17 protein-coding genes and 1 pseudogene are annotated in these 25056 nt (G+C 67.6%); 6 read left to right on the top strand and 12 right to left on the bottom strand.

What is annotated here, in order from left to right:
• Positions 1 to 29 precede the first annotated feature (29 nt).
• Together PM1_RS09665 and PM1_RS09660 are read left to right on the top strand one after the other, a co-directional pair.
• On the top strand, positions 30 to 509 hold the full coding sequence (locus PM1_RS09665; RefSeq protein ID WP_220805254.1) for a DUF6392 family protein: 480 nt from the start codon (positions 30 to 32) through the stop codon (positions 507 to 509).
• 193 nt (positions 510 to 702) lie between these two features.
• The gene (locus PM1_RS09660) at positions 703 to 936 is read left to right on the top strand and encodes a DUF7683 domain-containing protein (RefSeq protein ID WP_152604472.1); all 234 of its coding nucleotides are present in this window, start codon (positions 703 to 705) and stop codon (positions 934 to 936) included.
• Between the two features lie 442 nt (positions 937 to 1378).
• On the opposite strand, the gene PM1_RS09655 is transcribed toward PM1_RS09660, so the two are convergent.
• The 8 genes and pseudogenes from PM1_RS09655 to PM1_RS31080 form a co-directional block, all read right to left on the bottom strand.
• Positions 1379 to 1822, bottom strand: coding sequence for a helix-turn-helix domain-containing protein (locus PM1_RS09655; RefSeq protein ID WP_242935545.1), 444 nt, complete (start codon positions 1820 to 1822; stop codon positions 1379 to 1381).
• Positions 1823 to 2112: 290 nt separating this feature from the next.
• Positions 2113 to 2934 carry a peptidylprolyl isomerase gene (locus PM1_RS09650; protein WP_009621757.1) on the bottom strand — a complete coding sequence of 274 codons (822 nt, stop codon included), beginning with the start codon at positions 2932 to 2934 and terminating at the stop codon, positions 2113 to 2115.
• 11 nt (positions 2935 to 2945) lie between these two features.
• A complete protein-coding gene (narI, locus tag PM1_RS09645) occupies positions 2946 to 3629 on the bottom strand; it encodes a respiratory nitrate reductase subunit gamma (RefSeq protein WP_043270724.1) in 684 nt (227 codons plus the stop codon).
• A gap of 13 nt (positions 3630 to 3642) precedes the next feature.
• The gene (narJ, locus tag PM1_RS09640) at positions 3643 to 4404 is read right to left on the bottom strand and encodes a nitrate reductase molybdenum cofactor assembly chaperone (RefSeq protein WP_043300132.1); all 762 of its coding nucleotides are present in this window, start codon (positions 4402 to 4404) and stop codon (positions 3643 to 3645) included.
• A complete protein-coding gene (narH, locus tag PM1_RS09635) occupies positions 4397 to 5953 on the bottom strand; it encodes a nitrate reductase subunit beta (protein WP_009621752.1) in 1557 nt (518 codons plus the stop codon). Before narH ends, narJ begins: the two co-directional genes overlap by 8 nt.
• Positions 5950 to 9714 (bottom strand): nitrate reductase subunit alpha, encoded by a 3765-nt coding sequence (locus PM1_RS09630; RefSeq protein WP_009621750.1) that lies wholly within the window; start codon positions 9712 to 9714, stop codon positions 5950 to 5952. Before PM1_RS09630 ends, narH begins: the two co-directional genes overlap by 4 nt.
• A 29-nt stretch (positions 9715 to 9743) precedes the next feature.
• Positions 9744 to 11849, bottom strand: a complete 2106-nt coding sequence (locus PM1_RS31085; protein WP_173427905.1) for a nitrate/nitrite transporter — start codon at positions 11847 to 11849, stop codon at positions 9744 to 9746.
• 91 nt (positions 11850 to 11940) lie between these two features.
• Positions 11941 to 12393 (bottom strand): annotated as a pseudogene (locus tag PM1_RS31080) (MFS transporter); the annotation flags it as partial.
• A gap of 331 nt (positions 12394 to 12724) precedes the next feature.
• On the opposite strand from PM1_RS31080, the gene PM1_RS09615 reads away from it, so the two are divergent.
• The 4 genes from PM1_RS09615 to PM1_RS09600 all read left to right on the top strand — a co-directional run bounded on the left by PM1_RS09615 (position 12725) and on the right by PM1_RS09600 (position 17138).
• Entirely contained in the window at positions 12725 to 14419 is a 1695-nt protein-coding gene (locus tag PM1_RS09615; protein WP_009621748.1) for an FAD-dependent monooxygenase, read from the top strand.
• Positions 14420 to 14429: 10 nt separating this feature from the next.
• Entirely contained in the window at positions 14430 to 14612 is a 183-nt protein-coding gene (locus PM1_RS09610; protein WP_009621747.1) for a hypothetical protein, read from the top strand.
• A gap of 90 nt (positions 14613 to 14702) precedes the next feature.
• Positions 14703 to 15509: a helix-turn-helix transcriptional regulator gene (locus tag PM1_RS09605; RefSeq protein WP_009621746.1), complete on the top strand. Its 807-nt coding sequence runs from the start codon at positions 14703 to 14705 to the stop codon at positions 15507 to 15509.
• A gap of 192 nt (positions 15510 to 15701) precedes the next feature.
• Positions 15702 to 17138, top strand: coding sequence for a GGDEF domain-containing protein (locus PM1_RS09600; protein ID WP_009621745.1), 1437 nt, complete (start codon positions 15702 to 15704; stop codon positions 17136 to 17138).
• 492 nt (positions 17139 to 17630) lie between these two features.
• Here the strand turns inward: PM1_RS09600 and PM1_RS09595 are convergent, their stop codons facing one another.
• The 4 genes from PM1_RS09595 to PM1_RS09580 form a co-directional block, all read right to left on the bottom strand.
• Entirely contained in the window at positions 17631 to 20042 is a 2412-nt protein-coding gene (locus PM1_RS09595; RefSeq protein WP_009621744.1) for a glucose/quinate/shikimate family membrane-bound PQQ-dependent dehydrogenase, read from the bottom strand.
• A 44-nt stretch (positions 20043 to 20086) separates the two neighbouring features.
• Positions 20087 to 22213, bottom strand: a complete 2127-nt coding sequence (locus PM1_RS09590; RefSeq protein WP_009621743.1) for a TonB-dependent receptor family protein — start codon at positions 22211 to 22213, stop codon at positions 20087 to 20089.
• Between the two features lie 59 nt (positions 22214 to 22272).
• Positions 22273 to 23613: a carbohydrate porin gene (locus tag PM1_RS09585; protein ID WP_009621742.1), complete on the bottom strand. Its 1341-nt coding sequence runs from the start codon at positions 23611 to 23613 to the stop codon at positions 22273 to 22275.
• Between the two features lie 478 nt (positions 23614 to 24091).
• On the bottom strand, positions 24092 to 24937 hold the full coding sequence (locus PM1_RS09580) for a CAP domain-containing protein (protein WP_009621741.1): 846 nt from the start codon (positions 24935 to 24937) through the stop codon (positions 24092 to 24094).
• Positions 24938 to 25056: the final 119 nt, after the last annotated feature.

Genomic DNA, 25056 nt, shown 5'->3' with positions numbered 1-25056 from the left:
AATCAATCATCCTACCAACAGCCTACTTAATGCACACCAAAACAATCGAAACGCTTACAAGAGCCCTGGGTCATACCTATACCGAGCTAACCACAAAAGGTGAAATACCCAAGCTGCCACTACAACCACTACTCAAAGGCAGCGATAACGAGGACCTCATCATGAGCCCAGCTATCGGTGTTGAAATGTGGTTTGACACCGAAGAACTGAAATTGCAACAGATAATTATCTCCTTGCTGCCCACAGACGAAGGAATATCTATTTATACGGGCACGCTACCAGAGCCCTTCTCGCAAATAACCGACCAGGCAAAAGCTCGATCAGTACTGGGTGAACCACATCAATCACTTTCTGAGAGAGTGATACCTGGTAGCGGAGGGAAAATATTTGGCGGCTGGGACGGTTACTATCTTGACCAGAGCAAGCAGCGCCGAGTGGGATTCCGCTATACAAAGGAAAAAGCCGTGTGTGCAATCGGCTTCAAGCTTACGGAAAAAAGTTTTATCTGAGTCACGACTGCTTGAGGTAAAAACTCATGGACTGGTTTACTCAGGTGATATGCCACCGCTCTTTAATTAAGAAACGAGCAAGACCGAAGCTCCCCTCAAGGGAGGCAAGAGCGCTACAGGCCTGGATTATGTCCTGATAGACAAAGGACATGACTGAAGCTGAAAACTGACGCATGCCGACTCCACTATATCAATGAAATACCTTATCGACATATTCCACACCAATACAGACGAACTATTAAAAAGTATCGAGCTACCGCCAAACCGTAAGAAAGACCTGGCACAGCTGATGAATTGGAAAACACCTGAAGATGAGATTTATGGATATGATCTTTCCTTTCATCAGATAAAGACACTGGAAGAATGGACAGGAAGTGAAATCGACCTTCCCAACAGTATTGCGCAGTTGATTGGAATAAAAGACTAGCGCGCCAACCTCTGGAGAAGCCCGGTTTCAAGGCATCTTTTATAGTGCTTCCTTAGGCAATGGCCGCAGGTAGATACCTCCCCCCGATAAACACCGGACCTGTTCGTAGGATGGCGTTGAGCACAGCGATACCCATGCTACGGGGCGGCGTCTTTTCGTAGGAGCGAGCTTGCTCGCGAACAGGCCACGTGCCTGAGGTTGTTCGCGAGCAAGCTCGCTCCTACAGGGTTCGGCGCCAGGGGATGCACGTGCACAGTTCGTAGGGCGAATAACGCTCCGCGTTATCCGCCGTTTGACCTCGGCCCAATCCCGCTCGCCGCCGAGCACGGAGCCGCCCTCGAAACCGCGCCAGGCTCAACCACGGCGTTGCCGGCAAGGAAGGTGTAGCGGCGGATAACCGCGAACGGTTATTCGCCCTACGCAACCTGCCCACCGGGGACGATCACGCCACCTGATGTTCTATGGTCAGGCCGATGGACAATCCGGCGTGAACGGCGAGCACAACCAGGGCATCCAGGCTGAACTCACCCAGTTGGCCGCGCTTGAGCAGGGTATAGCGCGGCGCAGTGATACCCAGACGTTTGGCGCGGCTGCGGTCGGTGCCATCCCAACTGGCCGCCTCCTTCTGGATCGCCTGCAGGAAGGTCGCGCGCAGGCGCAGCTTTTCCACCTCGGCGGTGGTGTCTGCAATGGCGTCGAAGACGCTGTTGAACGCTTGGACCTCGATCGTTTTCTTTCCCTCGGTCAATCGCGCAGGCGGCTCCTGGCCAGGTCGATAGCTGCCCGCCGATAAAGCCGGGCAAGCAAAGTTATCGGAACCGATAACGCGGCACAATTTTCCTGTCGACCAAAAGCGGAGTTTGGCGTTAAGGATGAGGCCCAGCACCGTAGGGCGCAGGGAAGCACGATCGTAGGAGCGGACTCCGTCCGCGATTCGGCGGATAACGCCGGCGGTCGGGGTTAAGAGCACCCTCTCCCCAGCCCTCTCCCGCAAGCGGGAGAGGGGGCTGTTCGTGCCACCGGGGCATCCGGCGTGACCGGGGAAGCCAATCGCGGACGGAGTCCGCTCCTACGGGGAAGCTTCGTGCCTCATTGCAGACTGTAGGAGCGGGCCCTGCCCGCGAATCGCGCGCAGGGCGCGCTCCTACAGGTGGATGATACGAGTGGCGCCCTACGTCACGACCGAGCCCCATGCTCGGGACTGTCGTCCAGGGTGATGCCTTGCACCCCGATTTCCTTCTCCAGTGCCAGCAGGTATTGGCGCAGGGCCTGGCGGGTGGATTCTTCGCGCAGGCTGTGGCGGACGCGGGTGCTGACCTGGGCGTAGGGCAGCGGGCGGCTTTCCTGGCGTTGGTCGATGCTGACCAGGTGCCAGCCGTAGCGCGAGGCCAGGGGGCGGTCGTGCAGGCCTATCGGCAGGCGGTGCAGGGCCTGGTCGAGTTCGGCGACGGTTTGCCCGGCGCGCAGCCAGCCCAGGTCGCCGCCTTCTTCTTTCGACGGGCAGGCCGAGTGGCGTTGGGCAAGTTCGGTGAAGCGTTGCGGGTCGCGGTGCAGTTCGCGCAATAGTTTTTCGCCCAGGTGGTAGTGGGCGTCGCGGGCGCTGGCGTCGTCCGGGGCGGCGGGCAGGAGGATGTGGCGGACCTTGATCCTGGCCGGCTCGGCGAAGCGTTCGCGGTGGGCTTCGAAGTAGCGCCGGCAGGCGTCCTCGTCGGGCTCGGGGACTTGCAGTTCGCGCTCCAGCAGCGCCGCCACGGCCTGGTCGGCGCCCTCCTCCGCCAGTTTGCCCGCGGGCAGCAGGCCGAGGCTGGCGGCCCTTTGCCCGAGCAGTTCGCGCACCACCAGGGCGCGGGCCGCCTGCAGTTGCGCCTCGGCCAGGGAGGCGGCCGGGTGGAAGGGGGTTTCCCGGGCGATGTCGGCTTCGCTGAGCCGGGCGTTGCCGACGCGGATCACCGCGACGGGTTCGGCCGGCAGGTTCTCGACGGCGATCATTTGGGCCATGGCTTCGCTCCTCAGCCGCGCCGGCGGACGATCTGGTAGTTACGCCCGAAGTAGCCCAGGGGGATGCTCCAGACGTGCACCAGGCGGGTGAAGGGGAACAGCAGGATGATGGTCAGGCCGATGAAGATGTGGATCTTGAAGATCAGCGGCGTACCGATCAGGAAGCTGGCCGCGTCGCCGCGGAAGAACACGATGGACTGCGCCCAGCCGGCCAGGGCCAGCATCATTTCGCCGTCCAGGTGGTGCAGCGAGAAGAAGATGGTGATCAGCCCCAGGCACGCCTGCAACAGCAGCAGGGCGATGATCAGGTTGTCCATGAAGCTGGACGAGGCGCGCACCCTGGGGTTGAACAGCCGGCGCCAGAGCAGCATGCCGCCGCCGATCACGCAGAGCACCCCGGCCGCGCCGCCGAAGAGGATGGCCATGAGCTGCTTGTGGCCGGCGGAGAGGAACGGCTCGTAGACCCAGTGCGGTGTCAGCAGGCCGACCAGGTGGCCGAAGAAGATCGCCAGGATGCCGATGTGGAACAGGTTGCTGGCCAGGCGCATGTGGCGGCTGGAGAGCAGCTGGCTGGAGCCGGTCTTCCAGGTGTACTGGCCGTAGTCGTAGCGCAGCAGGCTGCCGAGCAGGAACACGGTGCCGGCCAGGTAGGGGTAGTAACCGTAGAGCAGGTGCAGAACGTAGTCTTCTAACATGGTGAGCCTCCGTTCATTGGCCGTCCGCCAGGGGCGACGGGGTGGCGGGCAGGACCTGGACGACCTGGGGCAGCGCCTGGTACTTGCGCTCGGCCAGGCGCCGGCCCTCGGCGGACTGCAGGCTGCAGTCCTGGTCGGTCTCGGCGTTGAAGCGGACGATTTCCTCTTCCCACACCGCGTCCAGAGCTTGTGGCGTGTGGTCCGGCGCTTCCCCCTCGACCGCCGGACGCTGCTGCTGGATCAGTTCGCTGCGGCCGATCAGCGCCAGCAGCGCGTGGGGTACCAGCGCGTGGTCGGCGCCGCGCTCTTCCAGGCGCGCGGCGAGCAGCGCGAGGATGTGCTGGATGTCGCCCAGCCACTGGCCGATCTCGGCGTGGCTGCGGGTGGAGAGGTATTCGAGGAACAGCGGCAGGTGGTCGGGCAACTCGCGGGCGTCGAGCTGGAAGCCGGCGGCCTCGTACTCGGCCAGCAGGTCGACCATGGCCTGGCCGCGGTCGCGGGATTCGCCGTGGACGTGCTCGAACAGCAGCAGCGAGACCGAGCGGCCGCGGTCGAAGAGTTCGACGTAGGCTTCCTGCAGGTCCAGCAGGTCGCTCTGCGCCAGGCGTTGGCACCATTGGCCCAGGCGCTTGCGCAGGGGCTCGGGCAGGCGCGTCTCGTCGTCGAGGATGGCGGCCAGCTCGCCGGCCGCCGCCTGCAGCTCGGCGCAGGGGTAGTCGAGCAGCCGGGCCAGCACGCGCAGGCTCAGCAGGCCCTGGGGCTGGCGCTCATCCATGGCGGCTGTCCTCCACCGGGTCGAAGGTCTGCACCGGCTTGACCAGGGTGGTGGTCTGCTTGCTGCCGCCGAACAGGCTGACCTCGCTGTTGCCGCCGTGGCAGCCGTTGCCGAAGGTGAAGCCGCAGCCGCTGCGCTCGGCGTAGGCGTCGGGCAGGGCCTCGCGGTGGCCGGTGGGGATGACGAAGCGGTCCTCGTAGTTGGCGATGGCCAGGTAGCGGTACATCTCTTCCACCTGGCGCTGGCTCAGGCCGACCTGTTGCAGCACTTCGCTGTTGAGGGTGCCATCCACGTGCTTGGCGCGCATGTACACGCGCATGGCCATCAGCCGCTTGAGGGCCAGCACCACCGGCGCCTCTTCGCCGGCGGTGAGCATGTTGGCCAGGTAGCGCACCGGGATGCGCAGCGATTCGATCTTCGGCAGCACGCCGTCGAACTCCACGTGGCCGGCCTCGGCGGCGGACTGGATCGGCGACAGCGGCGGCACGTACCAGACCATCGGCAGCGTGCGGTATTCCGGGTGCAGCGGCAGGGCCAGTTGCCAGTCGATGGCCAGCTTGTACACCGGCGAAGCCTGGGCCGCGGCGATGACGCTGTCGGGCACGCCGTCCTTGCGCGCCTGCTCGATCACTTGCGGGTCGTGGGGGTCGAGGAAGATTTCGCACTGGCGGTGGTAGAGGTCGCGGTCATCGGCCGAGGCGGCCACTTCCTCGATGCGGTCGGCGTCGTAGAGCAGCACGCCGAGGTAGCGGATGCGCCCCACGCAGGTCTCGGAGCAGACCGTCGGCTGGCCGGTCTCGATGCGCGGGTAGCAGAAGATGCACTTCTCGGATTTGCCGCTCTTCCAGTTGTAGTAGATCTTCTTGTACGGGCAGCCGCTGATGCACATGCGCCAGCCGCGGCACTTGTCCTGGTCGATGAGGACGATGCCGTCTTCCTCGCGCTTGTAGATGGCGCCGCTTGGGCACGAGGCCACGCACGCCGGGTTCAGGCAGTGCTCGCACAGGCGCGGCAGGTACATCATGAAGGTGTTTTCGAACTGGCCGTAGATGTCGGCCTGGACCTGCTCGAAGTTAATGTCCTTGCGCCGCTTGGCGAACTCGGTGCCCAGCAGTTCTTCCCAGTTCGGCCCCCATTCCACCTTGTCCATGCGTAGCCCGCTGATCAGCGAGCGCGGCCGCGCCACGGGCTGGTGCTCGCCCTGGGCGGCGCTGTGCAGGTGCTGGTAGTCGAAGGTGAAGGGTTCGTAGTAGTCGTCGATCTGCGGCAGGTCGGGGTTGGCGAAGATGTTCGCCAGCACCCGCCATTTGCCGCCGATGCGCGGGTTGATGGAGCCGTCGGCGTTGCGCACCCAGCCGCCGTTCCATTTCTTCTGGTTCTCCCATTCCTTGGGGTAGCCGATGCCGGGCTTGGTCTCGACGTTGTTGTACCAGGCGTATTCGATGCCTTCGCGGCTGGTCCAGACGTTCTTGCAGGTGACCGAGCAGGTGTGGCAGCCGATGCACTTGTCGAGGTTGAGGACCATGCCGACCTGGGAACGGATCTTCATTTCACCGCCTCCTGCTGGTAGTCGTTGCCTTCGCCGTCGAGCCAGTCGATGCGCTTCATCTTGCGCACGATGACGAACTCGTCGCGGTTGGAGCCGACGGTGCCGTAGTAGTTGAAGCCGTAGGACAGCTGCGCGTAGCCGCCGATCATGTGGGTCGGCTTGGGGCAGACCCGCGTCACCGAGTTGTGGATGCCGCCGCGCGTACCCGTCACTTCGGAGCCGGGGATATTCAGGATGCGTTCCTGGGCGTGGTACATCATCGCCATGCCCGGGCGCACCCGCTGGCTGACCACCGCCCGCGCGGCGATGGCGCCGTTGGCGTTGTAGAGCTCGATCCAGTCGTTGTCGACCACGCCGATGGCGCGCGCGTCGTCCTCGCTGATCCAGACGATGGGTCCGCCGCGCGACAGCGTCTGCATCAGCAGGTTATCGCTGTAGGTGGAGTGGATGCCCCACTTCTGGTGCGGCGTCAGCCAGTTCAGGGCGATTTCCGGGTTGCCGTTGCTGCGCGGCTCGGCGACGCTGGCCGCGGCCTTGGTGTCGATGGGTGGGCGGTAGACCATCAGGCTCTCGCCGAAGGCGCGCATCCAGGGGTGGTCCTGGTAGAACTGCTGGCGGCCGCTGAGGGTGCGCCAGGGGATCAGCTCGTGGACGTTGGTGTAGCAGGCGTTGTAGCTCACGTGCTCGTCCTCCAGGCCCGACCAGGTGGGGCTGGAGATGATCTTGCGCGGCTGCGCCACCAGGTCGCGGAAGCGGATTTTCTCTTCCTGCTTGGGCCGCGCCAGGTGGGTGTGGTCGCGCCCGGTGATCTTCGACAGCGCGGCCCAGGCCTTGACCGCCACCTGGCCGTTGGTTTCCGGGGCCAGGGTGAGGATCATCTCCGCCGCGTCCACCGCCGAGGCCAGCCGTGGCCGCCCTTCGGCGGAGCCGTCGAGCTTGCGGTAGTTGAGCTTGCCGAGCAGGTCGACCTCATCCTGAGTCTGCCAGGCGATGCCCTTGCCGCCGTTGCCCAGGGTGTCCAGCAGCGGGCCGACGGAGCTGAAGCGCTCGTAGGTTTCCGGGTAGTTGCGCTTGACCTCGATCAGCGAGGGCATGGTCTTGCCGGGGATGGGCTCGCACTCGCCCTTCTTCCAGTCGCGCACTTCGGGCTGAGCCAGCTCGCCGGGGCTGTCGTGCTGCAGCGGCAGGGTCACCAGGTCCGTCTCCTCGCCCAGGTGGCCGACGCACAGGCGCGAGAAGGCGCGGGCGATGCCGTCGTAGATCTGCCAGTCGCTGCGCGCTTCCCAGGCCGGGTCGGTGGCGGCGGTGAGCGGGTGGATGAAGGGGTGCATGTCCGAGGTGTTGAGGTCGTCCTTCTCGTACCAGGTGGCGGTCGGCAGCACCACGTCGGAGTACAGGCAGGTGGTGGACATGCGGAAGTCGAGGGTCACCAGCAGGTCGAGCTTGCCCTCGATGGGCTCGTCCTTCCACAGCACTTCCTCGGGCTTCTGCTTGCCGGCCTCGCCCAGGTCCTTGCCGAGCACACCGTTCTTGGTGCCCAGCAGGTACTTGAGCATGTATTCGTGGCCCTTGCCCGAGCTGCCCAGCAGGTTGGAGCGCCAGACGAACAGGTTGCGCGGGTGGTTCTGCGGGTTGTCCGGGTCTTCGCTGGCGAAGCGCAGCTGGCCGCTCTTGAGCTGCTCCACCACGTAGTCGGCGGTGCTCTTGCCGGCGGCCTGGGCCGCGGCGGCCAGGCGCAGCGGGTTGGTGCCCAGCTGCGGCGCCGAGGGCAGCCAGCCCATGCGCTCGGCGCGCACGTTGAAGTCCACCAGGCTGCCGCTGAAGTCCTGCGGCCGGGCCAGGGGCGAGAGCAGTTCCTTCACTTCCAGCTTCTCGTAGCGCCACTGGCTGGAGTGGTTGTAGAAGAACGAGGTGCCGTTCATGTGCCGCGGCGGGCGGTGCCAGTCCAGGGCGAAGGCCAGGGGCGTCCAGCCGGTCTGCGGGCGCAGCTTCTCCTGGCCGACGTAGTGCGACCAGCCGCCGCCGCTCTGGCCGATGCAGCCGCAGAGGATCAGCATGTTGATCAGCCCGCGGTAGTTCATGTCCATGTGGTACCAGTGGTTCATCCCGGCGCCGACGATGATCATGGAGCGGCCGTGGGTCTTGTCGGCGTTCTCGGCGAACTCGCGGGCGATGCGGATCATCTGCGCCGCCGGCACCCCGGTGATCGCCTGCTGCCAGGCCGGGGTGTAGGGCTTGAGCTGGCCGTAGTCGCTGGCGCCGTCGTCCTCGCCGGCGCCGCCCACGGTGGGCTGCAGGCCGCGGTCGATGCCGTAGTTGGCGGCCATCAGGTCGAACACGCTGGCCACCAGCGCCTCGCGGCCGTCGGCCAGTTGCAGGCGCTTGGCCGGCACGTGGTGGTAGAGCACGTCGCGCACCGGCACGTTGGGGAAGTGCTTGCGCTCGATGCCGCCGAAGTACGGGAAGGCCACCCGCGCCACCTCGTCGTGGCGGCCCAGCAGCGACAGCGCCAGGCGCACCTCGCGGCCCTCGGCGTCCACCGGTTCCAGGTTCCAGTGGCCGGACTCGCCCCAGCGGAAGCCGATGGAGCCGCGCGGCACCACCAGGCGCTCGCCCGCCTCGTCCCAGGCCACGGTCTTCCACTCGGGGTTGTTGGCCTGCGCCAGCTGGCCGGCGAAGTCGGCGGCGCGCAGCTGCTTGCCGGGGACCAGGCCGCCTTCGGCGCGCGGCTCCAGCTCCACCAGGATCGGCAGGTCGGTGTAGCGGCGCGCGTAGTCGGTGAAATAACTCCGCGGGTTCTCCAGGTGGAACTCCTTGAAGATCACATGGCCCATGGCGATGGCCAGGGCCGAGTCGGTGCCCTGCTTGGCGCTCATCCACTCGTCGCAGAGCTTGGAGATTTCCGCGTAGTCCGGGGTGATGGCCACGGTCTTGGTGCCCTTGTAGCGCACCTCGGTGAAGAAGTGCGCGTCGGGGGTGCGCGTCTGCGGCACGTTGCTGCCCCAGGCGATGAGGTAGCCGGAGTTGTACCAGTCGGCGGACTCGGGCACGTCGGTCTGCTCGCCCCACACTTGCGGGGATGCGGGAGGAAGGTCGCAGTACCAGTCGTAGAAGCTCAGGCACACCCCGCCGATCAGCGACAGGTAGCGGGTGCCGGAGGCATAGCTGACCATGGACATGGCCGGGATCGGCGAGAAGCCGGCGACGCGGTCCGGGCCGTAGGTCTTCACGGTGTAGACGTTGGCCGCGGCGACCAGCGTCTGCAGCTCGTCCCAATCGCTGCGCACGAAGCCGCCGCGGCCGCGGATGGACTTGTACTGCTTCGCCTTCTGCGGGTCCTCGACGATGCTCGCCCAGGCCTGCACCGGGTCCTTGTGCGCGGCCAGCGCCTCGCGCCACAGCTGGATCAGCGCCTTGCGCACCAGCGGGTATTTCAGCCGGTTGGCGCTGTACAGGTACCAGGAGTAGCTGGCCCCGCGCGGGCAGCCGCGCGGCTCGTGGTTGGGCAGGTCCGGCCGGGTGCGCGGGTAGTCGGTCTGCTGGGTTTCCCAGGTGACCAGGCCGTTCTTCACGTAGATCTTCCAGCTGCACGAGCCGGTGCAGTTCACCCCGTGGGTGGAGCGGGCGATCTTGTCGAACTGCCAGCGCTGGCGGTAGCCGTCTTCCCAGGCGCGGCTCTCGTCGCGGGTCTCGCCGTGGCCGCCGGCGAATTCCGGCGGGCGTTTGACCAGGTAGCGCAGGCGGTCGATGAAGTAACTCATTTCTCTCCTCCTCGGCGCGGGCCGGATGGCTAGCAGCTCACCTCGGCGTTACGGCGGGTGTAGTAGAACCAGGTCACGACGATGCACAGGGCGTAGAAGACGATGAAGCCGTAGAGCGCCCACTCCGGCCCGCCGGTCAGGTCGAACGAGCTGCCGAACGACTTCGGGATGAAGAAGCCGCCATAGGCCGCCACCGCCGAGATGAAGCCCACCGCGGCGGCGGACTCCTTCTCGCTCTGCAGCGCCTGCTGCTCGGCGGGCAGGCCGGGGAACAGGCGCGGCGTCTGGATGCGGAAGATCGCCGGGATCATCTGTGTGGTGCTGGCGTTGCCGACCCCGGAGAAGAAGAACAGCAGCAGGAACATGGCCAGGAAGCCCCAGTAGGCCCCCGGCTGGTCCTTGATGCCGATGAAGAACAGCACGCCGCCCACGCACACGGCCATGGCGACGAACACCCAGAAGCTGATGCGGGCGCCGCCGAAACGGTCGGCCAGGCCGCCGGAGAAGGCGCGGCTCAAGGCGCCGATCAGCGGGCCGAGGAAGGCGAAGCGCAGCACGTCGACCTGCGGGAACAGGTGCCCGGCCAGCAGCGGGAAGCCGGCCGAGAAGCCGATGAAGCTGCCGAAGGTGCCGGTGTAGAGCACGCTCATCAGCCAGGTGTGCTTGCGCTTGAAGATCGCCATCTGGTCGCTGAACGAGGACTTGGCGCTGGCGATGTCGTTCATCCCGAACCAGGCGGCGAGGGTCGCGGCGATGATGAACGGCACCCAGATGAAGCCGGCGTTCTGCAGCCACAGCGGGGTGCCGGCGGCGGTCGTCTGCGGCTCGCCGCCCAGGCTGCCGAACACCGCCAGGGTGATCGCCAGCGGCACCAGGAACTGCATGACGCTCACGCCCAGGTTGCCCAGCCCGGCGTTCAGGCCCATGGCCGCGCCCTTGGCCTGTTTGGGGAAGAAGAACGAGATGTTGGCCATGCTCGAGGAGAAGTTGCCGCCGCCCAGGCCGCACAGCAGGGCGAGGATCAGCATGATCAGGTAGGGTGTGTTGGGGTTCTGCACGGCGAAGCCGATCCACAGCGCCGGCAGCAGCAGCGAGGCGGTGGACAGCGCGGTCCAGCGCCGGCCGCCGAAGATCGGCACCATGAAGCTGTAGAAGATGCGCAGGGTGGCGCCCGACAGCCCGGGCAGCGCCGCCAGCCAGAACAGCTGGTTGGGCGTGTAGCTGAAGCCGGCCAGCGGCAGCTTGGCCACCACCACCGACCAGACCATCCAGATGGCGAAGGCCAGCAGCAGGTTGGGGATGGAGATCCACAGGTTGCGCGTGGCGATGCGCTTGCCCTTGGCCTCCCAGAACGCGGCGTCCTCCGGGTGCCAGTCCAGCAGCACGAAGCTGCTGGGGGTGGACAGTTCCGGCAGGTCGCGGCCCTCGCGCTGCTCGGCCCATTCCACGCGCTCGGCCATGCGGATCGCGTAGTGCATCCAGGCCAGGGCGCCTGCGGCGATCAGGAACAGCAGCATGAAGCAGCTCTGCCAGACGCCGATGACATCGTTGAGCATGCCGAAGGTCAGCGGCAGCAGGAAGCCGCCCAGCCCGCCGACCATGCCCACCAGGCCGCCGACCACGCCGACGTGCTGCGGGTAGTAGCTGGGGATGTGCTTGAACACCGCCGCCTTGCCCAGCGACATGAAGAAGCCCAGCACCACAATGACCGGGATGAAACCGGCCAGGCCCAGGTGCAGGGAGAATTCCAGGTCACCGCGCACGCCGCTGACGATGTAGCGCGTCGGCGGGTAGCTGAGCAGGAAGGTGCACAGCACCGACACGCCGAGGGTCCAGTACATCACCCGGCGCGCGCCGTAGCGGTCGGACAGCCAGCCGCCGAGGATGCGGAACAGCGACGCCGGCACCGTGTACAGCGCGGCGATCACCCCGGCGCTGGCCAGGCTGACGCCGAACACCTGCATCAGGTAGTGCGGCAGCCACAGGGCCAAGGCGACGAAGGCGCCGAAGACGAAGAAGTAGTACAGCGAGAAGCGCCAGACGCGCAGCTCCGCCAGCGGCGCCAACTGCTCCGCCAGGGGAATGGGCTGCTGCTTGCGTGCCTGGCTCTGCGGGTCGGACTTGGCCAGCAGCATGAAGGCCACGCCCATGACCGCCAGCACCGCTGGCATACACCAGCGCGGCGCCGCGCCAGCCCAGGGCCAGCAGCAGGAAGGGCGCGGCGAAGTTGGTGATGCCGGCACCGACGTTGCCGGCGCCGAAGATGCCCAGCGCGGTGCCCTGGCGCCCCGGCTCGAACCAGGCCGAGGTGTAGGCGGTGCCGACGATGAAGCCGCCGCCGGCCAGGCCCACGCCCAGCGCCGCCAGCAGCAGGCTGTAGAAGTCCGTGGCGAAGGTCAGCAGGTACACGCACAGCGCCGAGGCCAGCATCACCAGGCCGAACACCCAGCGCCCGCCGTAGCGGTCGGTCCACAGGCCGAGGAAGATCCGCGAGATGGAGCCGGTCAGCACCGGCGTGGCCATCAGCAGGCCGAGCTGGGTGTCGGTCAACCCGAACTCGTTCTTGATCTGCAGACCGAGGATGGAGAACAGCGTCCACACGGCGAAGCAAAGGGTGAACGCCAACGTCGACAAGCCGAGGGCCCGGTATTGGTCCCGGGCGGGAACGGTCGTAACCATGCGCACGCAGTCCCTGGCGAGCGCCTCGAACGGCGCTTGCTCTACAGGCCCGGGGGCGAGTCCCGATACCGGCGGCTACCGGTCCACAGCGAATAACGTCGCACTCAGGCCAATCACGGTTGATGTTGCTGCTTTCGTTATCGTGGCACCGCTTTGGTGCAAGAACTGAGCGTAGACAGGTTCCGCGAGAATTCCAGAACGCCGCCTCAGGCAGGCGCCGCCGCAGAGGCGGCTCAAGTTGTCCCCTTGCGGGGACATCGCGGTAGCGCGCGGGGGGTAGAGTCGTCGGCGAATCCGCCCACAAGCACAATAATCCCGGAGACGCACCGCGATGCACTGCCCTTCCGCCGAGCCCCGGCGCTCGCTGTATTTCGACTACCAGGTCCACCCCGCCTTCACCGCCGCCGTGGGCGCCGCGCAGGCCGCGCGGCATGCCGTGGTCATCGTCGGCGCCGGGCCCATCGGCCTGACCACCGCGCTGGACCTGGCCCGCTACGGCATCCCCTCGGTGCTGCTCGAAGCCGAGCAGCAGGTCAGCGAGGGCAGCCGCGCCATCGTCTTCACCCGCCGCTCGCTGGAAATTCTCCAGCAGGTCGGCGTGGCCGGGCGGGTGACCGCCGCGGGGCTGGGCTGGCGCTTCGGCAACTCCTTCTACCGCAACCAGCGGGTGTTCCGCATGGAGGCGCCGCAGGACGCGGACGACCGCTTCGCGCCCATGACCAACCTGCAGCAGCCCTGCCTGGAGCAGTACCTGGTGGAGGCCGTCCAGGCCAACCCGCTGATCGAGCTGCGCTGGGGCAACAAGGTGACCGCCGTGGCCCTGGCCGCTGACCATGCGCGCCTGGAAGTGGACACGCCCGCCGGCCCCTACGCCCTGGAAGCCCAGTGGGTGATCGCCGCCGACGGCGCGCGTTCGGCCCTGCGCTCGCTGCTCGGGCTGAAGCTGGAAGGCGCGGCCTACGAGGGCCGCTTCGTGATCGCCGACATCCGCATCCGCCTCGACCTGCCCACCGAGCGCCTGGCCTTCTTCGACCCGCCGTGGAACCCCGGCAACACCGTGCTGATGCACCGCGAGCCCGGCGACATCTGGCGCATCGACTACCAGCTGCCGGCCGACGAGACGCCGGAGCAGGCCCTGGCGCCCGAGTCCCTGCGCGCACGCATCGACGCGCAGCTGGCCCTGGTGGGCGTGCAGGAGCCGCAGTGGGAACTGGACTGGTGCTCGGTGTACTCCGCCCGCGCGCTGACCCTGCCGGACTACATCCACCGGCGGGTGATCTTCACCGGCGATGCCGCGCACCTGCTGCCGATCTTCGGCGTGCGCGGGGCCAACACCGGCTTCCAGGACTGCAACGGCCTGGCCTGGAAACTGGCCCTGGCGCTCAAGGGCCTGGCCGGCCCGGCGCTGCTGCCCTCCTACAGCCACGAGCGCGTCGGCGCGGCGCGGGAGATCATCGCCGAGGCCGGCAAGAGCACCCGCTTCATGACCCCGCCCACGCCCGGCCAGCGCCTGGTGCGCGATGCCGTGCTGTCGCTGTCGCTGAGCCAGGCCTTCGTCCGCCCGCTGTACCACTGGCGCACCTCGCGGCCCCACGACTACACCGACTCGCCGCTGAACTGCCGCGACGACGACGATGCGGCGTTCCCCGCCGGCCCGCGCCAGGGCGCGCCGCTGCCGAACGTCCGCCTGGGCGAGGACGACTACCTGTTCGACCACCTGGGCGCCGCCTTCCACCTGCTGTACTTCAGCGAAGCCAGCGAACTGCCCGCAGACCTGCGGGCCCAGGCCGCCGCCCTGCGCGAGCGCGGCATCCCGCTGCGCATCCTGGCCATAGGCGCGGCCGATGCGGTGGACGGCGCCGACCTCAGCCTCGCCGACGCCGACGGCCACCTGCGCCGCAAGTACGCCGCGCAGCCGGGCTGCGCCTACCTGGCGCGCCCCGACCAGCACGTCTGCGCACGCTGGCGGCAACTGGACGGCGCCGCGCTGGGCCGGGCCATCCACACCGCACTGGGCAACGCCTGAGGGAACCGCCATGCAAACACTGACCATCGCCGGGCTGGAAAGCGTCTACGAACAACTGGCCGAAGCCCTGGACCGCGCGCCCCAGGCGCAGCGCGAGCTGTTCCTGGTCAAGCTGGCGCTGCTCGCCGCCGAGGCCCTGGGCGAGCCCGAACGCTTCGCCGAACTGACCGAGGCCGCCCTGCTGGACCTCTGAGCCCGGCCGATCCCCGGTCCGCCATGGCGGCGGTCGGGGTGCTACAGTGGCCGGCGCCCGCAACCCGCAGAATCCCGGAGGGACGTCGCGATGCAGTACTGGCCCCTGCGCGCCGGCAGCGTCGAGCACAGCCTGAACCTCGGCCACGCCGCCAACCTGTTCGCCCGCGTCGGCGGCAACCGCAGCCGCACCCTGGCCGCCGACCTGCTGCAGCTGATCGGCCCCGGCGTGCCCCTGGCGCAGTGCACCATCTTCGCCTACGCGCCGCGGCGCAACCCGCAGGTGTTCTCCTTCGCCGACCGCGCCCGCGACGTGGCGCTGCCGCGCATCTCGCACAACTACGCCGAACGCTTCTACAGCCAGGACGGCAACCAGCAGGCCATGGCCCGCCGCGGCCCCGCCGAGCGCATCCTGGTGCAGCGCCAGGGCATCGACGACATCGCCCACCCCGAATACCGCCGCGTGTGCTACGAGCAGCCGCGCATCAGCGAGCGCGTGGCCCTGCTGGCCCACGGCGAGAACGAGCGCTGGCTGTCGCTGAACCTCTACCGCGGCCACGAGCACGGGTACTTCTGCGCCCGCGAGATGGACTACCTGGAAACCCTGGCGCCGCTGCTGATCCAGGCCGTGCGCCTGCACTACCAGGCCTGGCTGCAGACCAACGAGCTGCCGCTGCTGCTGGCCGAACGCATAGCCGCCCGCCAGCCGGGCCTGACCCTGCGCGAGCAGACGCTGCTGCGCCTGATGCTGACCGGCGCCGATAACGACGCCATCGCCGAGCAGTTGGGCGTGCGCCCCTCCAGCGCCGCCACCTACGTCAAGCGCCTGTACCGCAAGCTGGGCATCGGCGGGCTGCGCGAGCTGATCGGCCTGGCGACCCAGGCGCAGTGGGCCTAGCGCAGACGCCAGGCGGGCGCCGCGGAAAACCCCGGAAACGCTTTTGCCCGGCGGCGATCCGCAATTCCACGAACTGGCCTGACTTGGGACAAGGACTCCGGGGAATGGCGCGACCGAGCCTAGGTGTCGACCGAAAAATTGTCGGACAATTCGCACGCCAATCTCTGCCCTCGACGGGAAGAAACTACACGCATGCCCACCCGGATCTTCGCCTTCATGATGTCGCTGGCCATCGGCCTGTCCCTGCTCGCCGGCTGGCAGATGCTGGCCATGAAGCGCGATGCACTGGCCTACGCCCGGGCCAGCGGGCACAACATCCTGCTGCTGGTGGAACGCGAGCTGCACCGCGACCTGGTGGTGCATACCCAGACCCTGCAGACACTCAACAACGTGGTCGTCTCGCCGGACGCCCGCGAAGTCGCCGGGCCGGCGCTGGGCGCCCTGCTGCGGGGGCACGAGGACAGCGCCGGGGAATTGGGCACCATCGTCCTCACCGATGCCCGGGGCCAGCTGCTGCGCGAACTGCACCACCAGACCGAGGTGCAGCGGGACCTGTCCGGGCGGGAATACGTCAGCGCGGTGCTGGCCGAACCGCAGCGCCTGCACCTGAGCCATCCCTTCCTGCCGTCCTATCCGGGCGCGGGGCCGAGCACGGCGCTCAGCCGCAGCCTGCTCGACGCGGACGGCAAGCTGATCGGCGTGGTGGCGGTGATCAAGGAGCTGCGGCGCCTGCGCAGCCTCATCGAGGACGTGAAGATCGACAGCAGCGGCCTGGTGTCGATCCGCCTGCTCGACGGCACGCCGCTGGCCCGGTGGCCGGTCGCGGGGCGCAGCAACAGCGAGGCGGAAAAGCGCGCCTTCGAGCACTTCGTCGCCAGCGGGCAGCAGGAATACGTGCACGACAACCTGGACGCCCCGCAACCGGCCTGGCACGGCTACAAGCGCGTCGGCGACTACCCCATGGCGGTCAGCGTGGAACTGGGGAGCGAGTGCGTGCTGCGCACCTGGAACGGCCGCACGGTGGTCACCAGCGGCCTGCTGGTGAGCTTCAACATCGCCACCGTGGCCATGGCCTTCCGCCTCAGTCGCTATCTGCGCGAACGCGCCGCCGCCGAGAACCGCCTGCGCAACCAGGCCTGCACCGACGCCCTGACCGGCCTGCACAACCGCCGCTGGTTCGACGACAAGGCCCGCCAGGAATGGCACCGCCACCTGCGTAACGGCGGCGACCTGGCGGTGCTGATGCTGGATATCGACCAGTTTAAGGCCTACAACGACCACTACGGCCACCCCATGGGCGACGTGGCCCTGGCGAAGGTGGCAGAACAGGTGCGCCAAGGCTGCCGCCGCGAGGAAGACGGCGCCGCGCGCTACGGCGGCGAGGAGTTCGTGGTCATCCTGCCCAACGCCGACCTGGCCGGTGCGCGCAAGGTGGCCGAGGACATCCGCCAGCGGGTGGAAGCCACCGCCCTGCCCCACGCCAAGGTCCAGCGCGGCGTGGTGACGGTGAGCATAGGCGTGGCCAGCACCTCGGCGAGCAAGGTGGAGAGCGTCGAGGCGCTGCTGAAGGTGGCCGACGAGAACCTGTACCGGGCCAAGGCGGGTGGGCGTAATCGGGTGGTGGGGTGACCGCTCATGGCGGGCTTGGCGTAGGGCGCATAACGCCTCCGGCGTTATCCGCCGCTTGACCTTGGCCACACACCGCTCGCTGCCGGGCACGGAGCCGCCGTTGAAGAGCGCGCCGAGTTCAACCACGGAGTCGGTGATAGGTGAGGTGAGGGCTTGCTCGGGGACGGTGCTTGCCGGGGGCTTTGGTGGTGAGCCTTCAGAGCGCCCTCTCCCCAGCCCTCTCCCTGAAGGGAGAGGGGGCTTGTCCGTGCCGAGAAAGGATCTGGTGTCAGCCGGGTAATCGGTACAAGCCGGCTAACGCCGAAACATCCGCGCACACCGAACGGTCCCCTCTCCCTTCAGGGAGAGGGTTAGGGAGAGGGAACAGAGGTGGGCTTGGCAGAGGAGTCACCGGGGAGCCTGTTCGCAAGCAAGCTCGCTCCTACCAACCCTGCAAACAAAAACGCCCGCGGATCACTCCGCGGGCGTTCTTTCATTCCAGCGCCGCCGCCTTCAATCCGGCAGCGCGAAGGCCATCACGTAATCCCCCTGGCGGGTGCCCAGGGAGCCATGCCCGCCCGCCATGACCAGCACGTACTGCTTGCCGTCCTTGCCGGTGTAGGTCATCGGCGTGGTCTGGGCGCCGGCCGGCAGGCGGCCTTCCCAGAGGACCTTACCGTCGCGCATGTCGTAGGCGCGCAGGTACTGGTCCAGGGTGCCGCTGAGGAAGCCCAGGCCACTGGCGGTGGTGATCGGCCCGCCCATGCTGGGCACGCCCATGGTCAGCGGCAGCGGGAGGGGCGAGTTGTCGCGCACGGTGCCGTTCTTGTGCTTCCAGATCACTTTGTGGGTGGTCAGGTCCACCGCCGCCACGTAGCCCCAGGCCGGGGCCTGGCAAGGCAGGCCGATGGGCGACAGGAAGGGCGCCATGATCACGCCGTAGGGCGCGCCGGCGTTGGGTTGCACGCCTTCGGTCTCGCTCTTGCGGGCCGGGCCGCCGGCGACTTCCTCGCGGGGCACCAGCTTGGATTTGAAGGCCATGTAGTCGGGGTTGACGAACATGATCTGGCGCACCGGGTCGACCGACACACCGCCCCAGTCGAACACCCCGAAGTTGCCCGGGAACACCAGCGAGCCCTGCAGCGACGGCGGGGTGTAGATGCCCTCGTAGCGCAGCGACCTGAAGTCCAGGCGGCAGAGCATCTGGTCGAACGGCGTCACGCCCCACATGTCCTTCTCGCGCACAGTGGGCGGCATGAAGTTCAGCTCGGACATCGGCTGCGTCGGCGAGGTGTGGTCGCCTTCCACCGCGCCTTGCGGCACCGGGGTTTCGTTGATCGGCACGATGGCCTCGCCGTTGCGCCGGTCGAGCACGTAGATGCTGCCCTGCTTGGTCGAGGCCAGCAGCGCCGGCTTGATGCCGTCGGCGGTCTTCAGGTCGACCAGGGTCGGCTGGCCGCCGACGTCCATGTCCCACAGGTCGTGGTGGGTGAACTGGTGGGTCCAGCGCACCTTGCCAGTGGCCAGGTCCAGCGCGGTGACGCCGGCGCTGAACTTCTCCGCCTCGGGGGTGCGGTTGCCGCCCCACTGGTCGGGCATCTGGTTGCCCATGGGCAGGTAGACCAGGCCGAGCTTCTCGTCGACGCTGGCCACCGACCACATGTTCGGCGAGTTGCGGGTGTAGGTCTTGTCGGCGGCGATGGGCGCGGTGGCGTCCGGGTTGCCGCTGTCCCAGTTCCACACCAGGTGGCCGTCGCGCACGTCGTAGGCGCGGATCACCCCGGAAGGCTCGTCGGTGGAGACGTTGTCGGTGACGTGGCCGCCGATGATCACCAGGTCGCGGGTCACCGCCGGCGGCGAGGTGGAGTAGTAGCCACCGGCGGTGAAGCTGCCGATGTTGGCGCGCAGGTCGATCTCGCCCTTGTTGCCGAAGCCTTCGCAGACCTTGCCGGTGTCGGCGTCGAGGGCGATCAGGCGGGTGTCGGCGGTGGGCACGAACAGGCGTTTCGGGCAGCTGCCGGCGGCCGGCGCCGGGCTGGCGACGGTAGTGCCGTCGGCGGCCTTGGCGGCGTAGGCGGCTTCGTCATGGTAGGCCACGCCGCGGCAGGTCATGTGCGCCCAGCCCTTGAAGTTGGCCGCGTTCTGCGTGCTCAGCTTGGGATCGAAGCGCCAGAGTTCCTTGCCGGTGTCCGGGTCCAGGGCGATCACCTGGCTGTGCGGGGTGCACACGTAGAGCTTGCCGTTGACCTTCAGCGGGGTGTTTTCCGCGGTGGTCTCGCCCGGGTCGTTCGGGCCGGGCAGGTCGCCGGTGCGGAAGGTCCAGGCCAGCTTCAACTGGTGGACGTTGTCCGGGTTGATCTGCGTGAGCGGCGAGTAACGGTCGCCGAAGGCGGTGCGCCCGTAGGCCTGCCAGTCGCCCTCGGGCTGCGCCGGGGCGGCGTTGGGCACGCCGGCGCTGGCGCGGTCGATGCGCCCTTCGATGCGGCCCGGGTTGGTGAACTGCGAGGCGATGGCGGTGGCACCGGCCAGCACCACGGCCAGGCCCAGCAGCGCAGTGGCCTTGGGCGCCGGGCCCGCGGCCAGCAGCGGGCGGCGCAGCCAGGGCAGCAGCAGGACGATGCCGAGCACGAACCACAGCGCCAGGCGCGGCACCAGTTGCCACCAGTCCAGGCCCACTTCGTACCAGGCCCACAAGGTGCTGCCCAGCAGGAACAGCGCGTACAGGCCGATGGCGGCGGCGCGGCCGAGCAGCAGCAGCACGCCGGTCACGGCCAGCACCGCGCCGGCCACCAGGTAGTAGAGCGAGCCGCCCAGGCTCAGCAGCTTGATGCCGCCGGCCAGCAGGGCCAGGCCCATCAGCAGCAGCAATAGTCCGAGCAGGCTCGGCAGCAGGCGTGGCCTGCCAAACGCACCGTCAGTGCTCATGCGTGTTCTCCTTCGGTCTTTCAGTGAGCGGGTACTGCTTGGGTTCAGAACTGGTATTGGAGGCCGGCGCCGGCGTACCAGGAACGCCCCGGGGCGGCCTCGTAGTAGCGGCCGTTGCTGTCGCCGACGATGACCGAGCCGACGTACTGGCGGTCCAGCAGGTTGTCCAGGCGCAGCAACTGGTGGAAGGTCCAGGGGCCGTAGCGCTGTTCGAAGCGCGTGCGCCAGTTGAACACCGCGTAGCTGGGCGCCGGCTTGTCCTCGTTGCTGTCTTCAACATAGACCTTGCTGCGGTACTGCCCTTCGAAGCCCATGCTGATGTCCTGGCGCGGCTTCCACACCAGCTCGCCGTAGAGGCTGCTGCCGGGCACGCCGGGCAGGTGGTTGCCCTTCTCGATGAGGTTGCCGCCCTCGACGAAGTCCTGGTCGTAGGTGGCTTCCAGGCGGGTGTAGGCGAGGGTCGCGTCCCACTGTTCGCTGAGTTGGCTCTGCACGCCCAGTTCGAAGCCGCGGCGCAGGGTCTTGCCGGCGTTCTGGTAGCTGGTGCGGCCGCCGGTGGAGCTGGCGACGACGATCTCGTCGTCGGTGCGGATTTCGAAGACCGCCGCGTTGACCCGCGTGTTGCCGCCGACCTTGGCCTTCAGGCCCAGCTCGTACTGGGTGCTGGTGGCCGGGTCGAGGCCGAAGTTGAAGCTTTCCACCAGGCCCGGGGCGTAGGCCATCTCGGCCTGGGTCGGCGTTTCGAAGCCCTTGCCGGCGCTGACGTAGCCGTGCAGCTCGGGGGTGAAGGCATACATCACCGACAGCGACGGGGTGTTCTTCTGGTACTTCTTCGAACCGCTGGAGTCGCCGTTGGCCAGGTAGTGGTCGTCCACCTCCATCTTCATGGTGCTGTGGCGCAGGCCGGCGTCGAAGGTCCAGTCGCCCAGCTCCCAGCGCGCCTGCACGTAGGGGTCGAGGCTGGTGGCGATGTCGTCCTCGTCGCGGCGCAGCTCGCCCTTCACGCCCAGCAGGTCGCCGCTGTAGTTCTGGTAGCCGTGGCGGTCGTCGCGGCTGCGGTCGTAGTCCACCCCGGTGGTGACGGTCAGCTCGCCGGGCACCCCATGCACCGGCTGGATCCAGCGCAGGGTGCCGCCGTGGAATTCGCGGTCGAAGTCCACCACGCCGCCGCCGCGCTGGGTGTTGGAGACCACGCCCCTGGGGATCGACAGGTACTGGATGACGCTGCGCTGCCCGGCGTAGAGGTTGAACTGCAGGGTGGCGTCGCCGAAGTAGCGCTCGTAGTTCATGCCCACCTGCTGGTGGTCGATGCTTTTGCGCGTGTCGTAGGTCTCGGCCACCGACGCCACCGAGCGCGGGTCGTGCTTGTAGGCGGCCCAGGTCTGGCCCAGCGGGTCCTGGGTGCCGTTCTGCTCCAGGCTGCTGTAGATCAGCGCCAGGCGGCTGTCGTCGTCGGGGCGGAAGTTGAGCTTGGCGAAGGTCTGGTCGCGGCGCGCGGCGCTGTGGTCGCGGTAGCCGTCGGTGTCCATGCGCGAGGCGTCGAGGAGGAAGCCGGCCTTGTCGTTGCCGCCCTCGGCGTAGAGGTGGTTCTTGTTGAAACCGTCGCTGCCGAAGGTGGTTTCGGCGCCCACCTTCGGCGGGCCGGAGCCGTCGCGGCTGAACATCTGGATGACCCCGCCGGCGTTGCTGCCGTAGATAGTCGAGGCCGGGCCACGCAGCACCTCGATACGGTCGGCCACATCGAGGTTCAGCGTCGCTGCCTGGCCCTGGCCATCCGGCGTGCTGGCCGGGATGCCATCACTGAGCAGCTTCAGCCCGCGGATGCCGAAGGCCGAGCGGGCGCCATAGCCGCGTGAGGAAATCTGCAGGTCCTGGGCGTAGTTCTGGCGGTTCTGCACCACCAGGCCGGGCACCCGCGGCAACACCTCGGAAAGGTTGACGCCGAGCTGGCCGTCGCCGATCTGCGGCTGCTGCACGGTGTCGATGGAGAACGGCAGGTCGAAGCTGGAAACCGGCGCGTAGGTGCCGGTGACGACCATCGGGGCGAACACCTCGTCGGCGGGCACGGCGCTGTCCGCGGCAAGGGCGAAGGTGCCGGTGCCCAGGCCCCAGAGCAGCAGCGGCGGCTGCAGGGTCATGGCGAGGCTGAGCGGGCGAAAACGCAAGGACATGCTGGGGTTCCTGCTCCCTGCCCCGGCGCTGGCCGGGGCCTTGGTGATGACTGGGCGACTCAGAAGCTGGACTGGATCTTCAGGCCGGCAACCAGGGCGTTGTCCACCTCGTAGACGCCGCCGGGATGCTTGATGTATTGCAGGTTCGGCCGCACCGTCAGCCAGTTGGTCACGTGCACGCCGTAGTACAGCTCGGCGTCGTATTCGCTGTGCTGCACCGGCTGGAACAGCGGGTTGTCGTAGTCGTCGAGGCCGGCGACTTCGTTGATCTGCTTCTGGTGTTTGGTCACGTCGTCGTTGATGTGGATGCGCGCCACCGCCAGGCCGATATCGTCCTTCGGCCGCGCATCGAACAGGCCTTTGTAGACCGCGCCCACCTGCTGGTAGTTGTCGATGCTGTTGGTCGCCTGGTCATGCACGGTGAAGTTGGCGAACAGGCTCAGGCCGCGCGAAGCGTCGCCGTCGTGCGCAGTGACCTGCTGCTGCGCCACCACCCACCAGCCGTGCTTGCTGCCGTGGGACTTGAAGGCGTTGCCGGTCAGCGCCTGGGGCTGGCCGTTGACGTCCTCGTAGACGTCGTCGGCCTTGGCGGTGCTGTAGTAGTAGCCCAGGCGGTATTCGCCCGGCAGTTGCTGCGCCCCCACCTTCGGCGACCACACCAGCTCCACCGGCAGGATCGCGCCCTTGGTGCCGCTGCCGCTGAGCTTGAAGCCGTTGCCGGTCTCCAGGTTCGAGGGGTTCTGCTCGTAGGCGCCGACCTGCACGAAGAACTCCGGGCTGAGGTTGTACTTCACCCGCAGCGCCCACTGCGCCACCGGCCAGTTGTACCAGATGCCGCCGACCCAGTTGCCCACCTGGGAGCCGCAGAACGCCAGGTTCTGGAAGTCGCAGGGGAAGCTGTTGAAGTCCTCGCCCTCGCCGAACTGGCCGACCTTGATGTCCAGGGCGTCGTCGAGGAAGGTCTGCTTGTACCACATCTGCGTCAGCCGCCAGGTCTGGCCGCGGCCCCAGACTTCCTGCACCGAGCTGAGCTGGCCGGCGCGCGGGTCGCTGATACGGTCGTTGGAGAGGTTGTTGCCGCTGCGCTCGGTCACCGTCAGCTGGAACTCCGCGCCGTGCCAGCCGAGGATCTTCTGCAGGTCCAGGTGGGTGCCCAGCGCCCACTGGTCGGTGTAGCGCGCGGTCTTGTCGTCGTTGTAGCCGCCGTGCAGGTTGCCCGCGGCCTCGCCGACGTAGTCCAGCTTGAAGTCGTAGCCCTTCTCCAGCAGCTCGCTGCGGGTGCCGCCCCAATCCCCCAGGCCCCATTTCGAATCAGCGGAAAAAGCCTCGTCGCCATGGGCGCCGCCGGCCAGCAGGGCGAGCAGCCCCAGCCCCGGGGCGAGATTGCGGGCGGTGATCATGGGGCCTATTCCTCCTGGCAGCCTGAAGCGAAAAAGCGCCACCCGGCCCGCTCCCCAACGGGGCGCGAGCCGCATGGCCAAACGAAAACTGTAGAACAGGGGCCGACGCAGCGCTCTGGCGCGGCCATTCCCCCTGCCCCGGAAAACCTGCGCAGCCTTGAGACAGCGCTATCTTTTGCAGGCGAAAAAAACGCCCGGTCAAAGGCGATGCGCACGTTACTGCCCACGTGGGCTAATGGCCAGACGCAGGGCTGGCAATATTATTTTTCATTTCCCGTAACAATCCAGCCGCTTGACGAAATTTTTTTGCGTATTCCCACAGAAAAAGTCAGGGATGGATCGATGGGTTTCGCTTCGCGAAACGCCATCCTACGCATTCGCCGGATGCCACGTCGGGGGCGGGGATGCAAAGGCCTGGAGCGCCGGAAAGCACTATGGACAGCGCTGTCCAGGCGCTTCGGTCTCGCCTGAGGCGCGCTCAGGGCGCGCCGAACATCGCCGTCCAGTAGATGCCGGCGTCGCTCTTCGGGTCCACCGCGTAGGCCGCGCCCAGCTCGCGGTACTGCGGGCTCATCAGGTTGGCGCAGTGCCCGGGGCTGGCCAGCCAGGCCTGCACCACGGCGTTCGCGGTGCCCTGCCCGGCGGCGATGTTCTCGCCCACGGCGCCGGCGCTGTAGCCGCCCAGCTCGGCGCGGTCGCCGGGGGTGCGGCCGTCGCGGTCCAGGTGGGAGAAATAGTTGCCGTTGGCCATGGAGCGGCTGTGCTCCTCGGCCACGCTGCCCAGCACCGCGTTCCAACCCAGCGGCGCGGCCTTGGCGAAGCCCTGCCCGCCACACTGGCGCGCCTGGCCCCGCGCGGCATTGACCGCCTGCAACAGCTTCTGCCCCTCGGCCTGCCAGTCGCCCAGCTTGCCCTGCAACAGCGGCCGCGCCAGCACCACGCGCCAGTCGTTGCCCTGGCGGCTGACGCCGACCTCGATGAACTGCGGGTCGAGCAGCACCTGGCAGAAACTCTCCTGCAACGCCGCCATGGCCGCCTGCTCGTCCTTCGGCCCGCTGAGGCTGAGCATGCGCGCGCTGCTCATCGGGTAGCCGGTGGCCTTGAGCGCCGACTGCCAGTCGGGAACCCCCGGCGCCAGCACCAGGCGCGCATCCTGCCCCAGCGGCGGCAGCGCCTCGCTGGCCCGGCCGGCGCAGGCCTGCGGCTGGCTGCGGTAGAGGTTGATGGCTTCGAGCAGCGGCTCGGCCGCCACGGCATGGCCGGCGCCGGCCAGCAGCGCCAGGGACGGCAGGAGGCATCGCAGAACGGACGGCAAGACGCGCATGAAAGGCTCCCTTGGTGGACTACCGGACATGATGCGCGATCCGGCGGGATTTCGCTGCCCCCTGGCGCGGGGTCGAAGTCGCCGATTGCATAACCTGGAGCAATTCCCGGCGCCGATTC

It is taken from the genome of Pseudomonas sp. M1, from assembly GCF_022760135.1.
GTDB classification, from domain to species: Bacteria; Pseudomonadota; Gammaproteobacteria; order Pseudomonadales; family Pseudomonadaceae; genus Pseudomonas; species Pseudomonas citronellolis.
Note: the sequence above shows the minus strand (reverse complement) of the source record. Positions and strands in the feature narration are given on the sequence as shown.

Excerpts from the sequence above, each read along its gene's own strand:
- PM1_RS09665 (WP_220805254.1), top strand. The coding sequence starts at position 30 with ATGCACACCAAAACAATCGAAACGCTTACAAGAGCCCTGGGTCATACC.
- PM1_RS09660 (WP_152604472.1), top strand. The coding sequence starts at position 703 with ATGAAATACCTTATCGACATATTCCACACCAATACAGACGAACTATTA.
- PM1_RS09650 (WP_009621757.1), bottom strand. The coding sequence starts at position 2,934 with ATGGCCCAAATGATCGCCGTCGAGAACCTGCCGGCCGAACCCGTCGCG.
- narI (WP_043270724.1), bottom strand. The coding sequence starts at position 3,629 with ATGTTAGAAGACTACGTTCTGCACCTGCTCTACGGTTACTACCCCTAC.
- narJ (WP_043300132.1), bottom strand. The coding sequence starts at position 4,404 with ATGGATGAGCGCCAGCCCCAGGGCCTGCTGAGCCTGCGCGTGCTGGCC.
- narH (WP_009621752.1), bottom strand. The coding sequence starts at position 5,953 with ATGAAGATCCGTTCCCAGGTCGGCATGGTCCTCAACCTCGACAAGTGC.
- PM1_RS09630 (WP_009621750.1), bottom strand. The coding sequence starts at position 9,714 with ATGAGTTACTTCATCGACCGCCTGCGCTACCTGGTCAAACGCCCGCCG.
- PM1_RS31085 (WP_173427905.1), bottom strand. The coding sequence starts at position 11,849 with ATGCTGCTGGCCAAGTCCGACCCGCAGAGCCAGGCACGCAAGCAGCAG.
- PM1_RS09615 (WP_009621748.1), top strand. The coding sequence starts at position 12,725 with ATGCACTGCCCTTCCGCCGAGCCCCGGCGCTCGCTGTATTTCGACTAC.
- PM1_RS09610 (WP_009621747.1), top strand. The coding sequence starts at position 14,430 with ATGCAAACACTGACCATCGCCGGGCTGGAAAGCGTCTACGAACAACTG.
- PM1_RS09605 (WP_009621746.1), top strand. The coding sequence starts at position 14,703 with ATGCAGTACTGGCCCCTGCGCGCCGGCAGCGTCGAGCACAGCCTGAAC.
- PM1_RS09600 (WP_009621745.1), top strand. The coding sequence starts at position 15,702 with ATGCCCACCCGGATCTTCGCCTTCATGATGTCGCTGGCCATCGGCCTG.
- PM1_RS09595 (WP_009621744.1), bottom strand. The coding sequence starts at position 20,042 with ATGAGCACTGACGGTGCGTTTGGCAGGCCACGCCTGCTGCCGAGCCTG.
- PM1_RS09590 (WP_009621743.1), bottom strand. The coding sequence starts at position 22,213 with ATGTCCTTGCGTTTTCGCCCGCTCAGCCTCGCCATGACCCTGCAGCCG.
- PM1_RS09585 (WP_009621742.1), bottom strand. The coding sequence starts at position 23,613 with ATGATCACCGCCCGCAATCTCGCCCCGGGGCTGGGGCTGCTCGCCCTG.
- PM1_RS09580 (WP_009621741.1), bottom strand. The coding sequence starts at position 24,937 with ATGCGCGTCTTGCCGTCCGTTCTGCGATGCCTCCTGCCGTCCCTGGCG.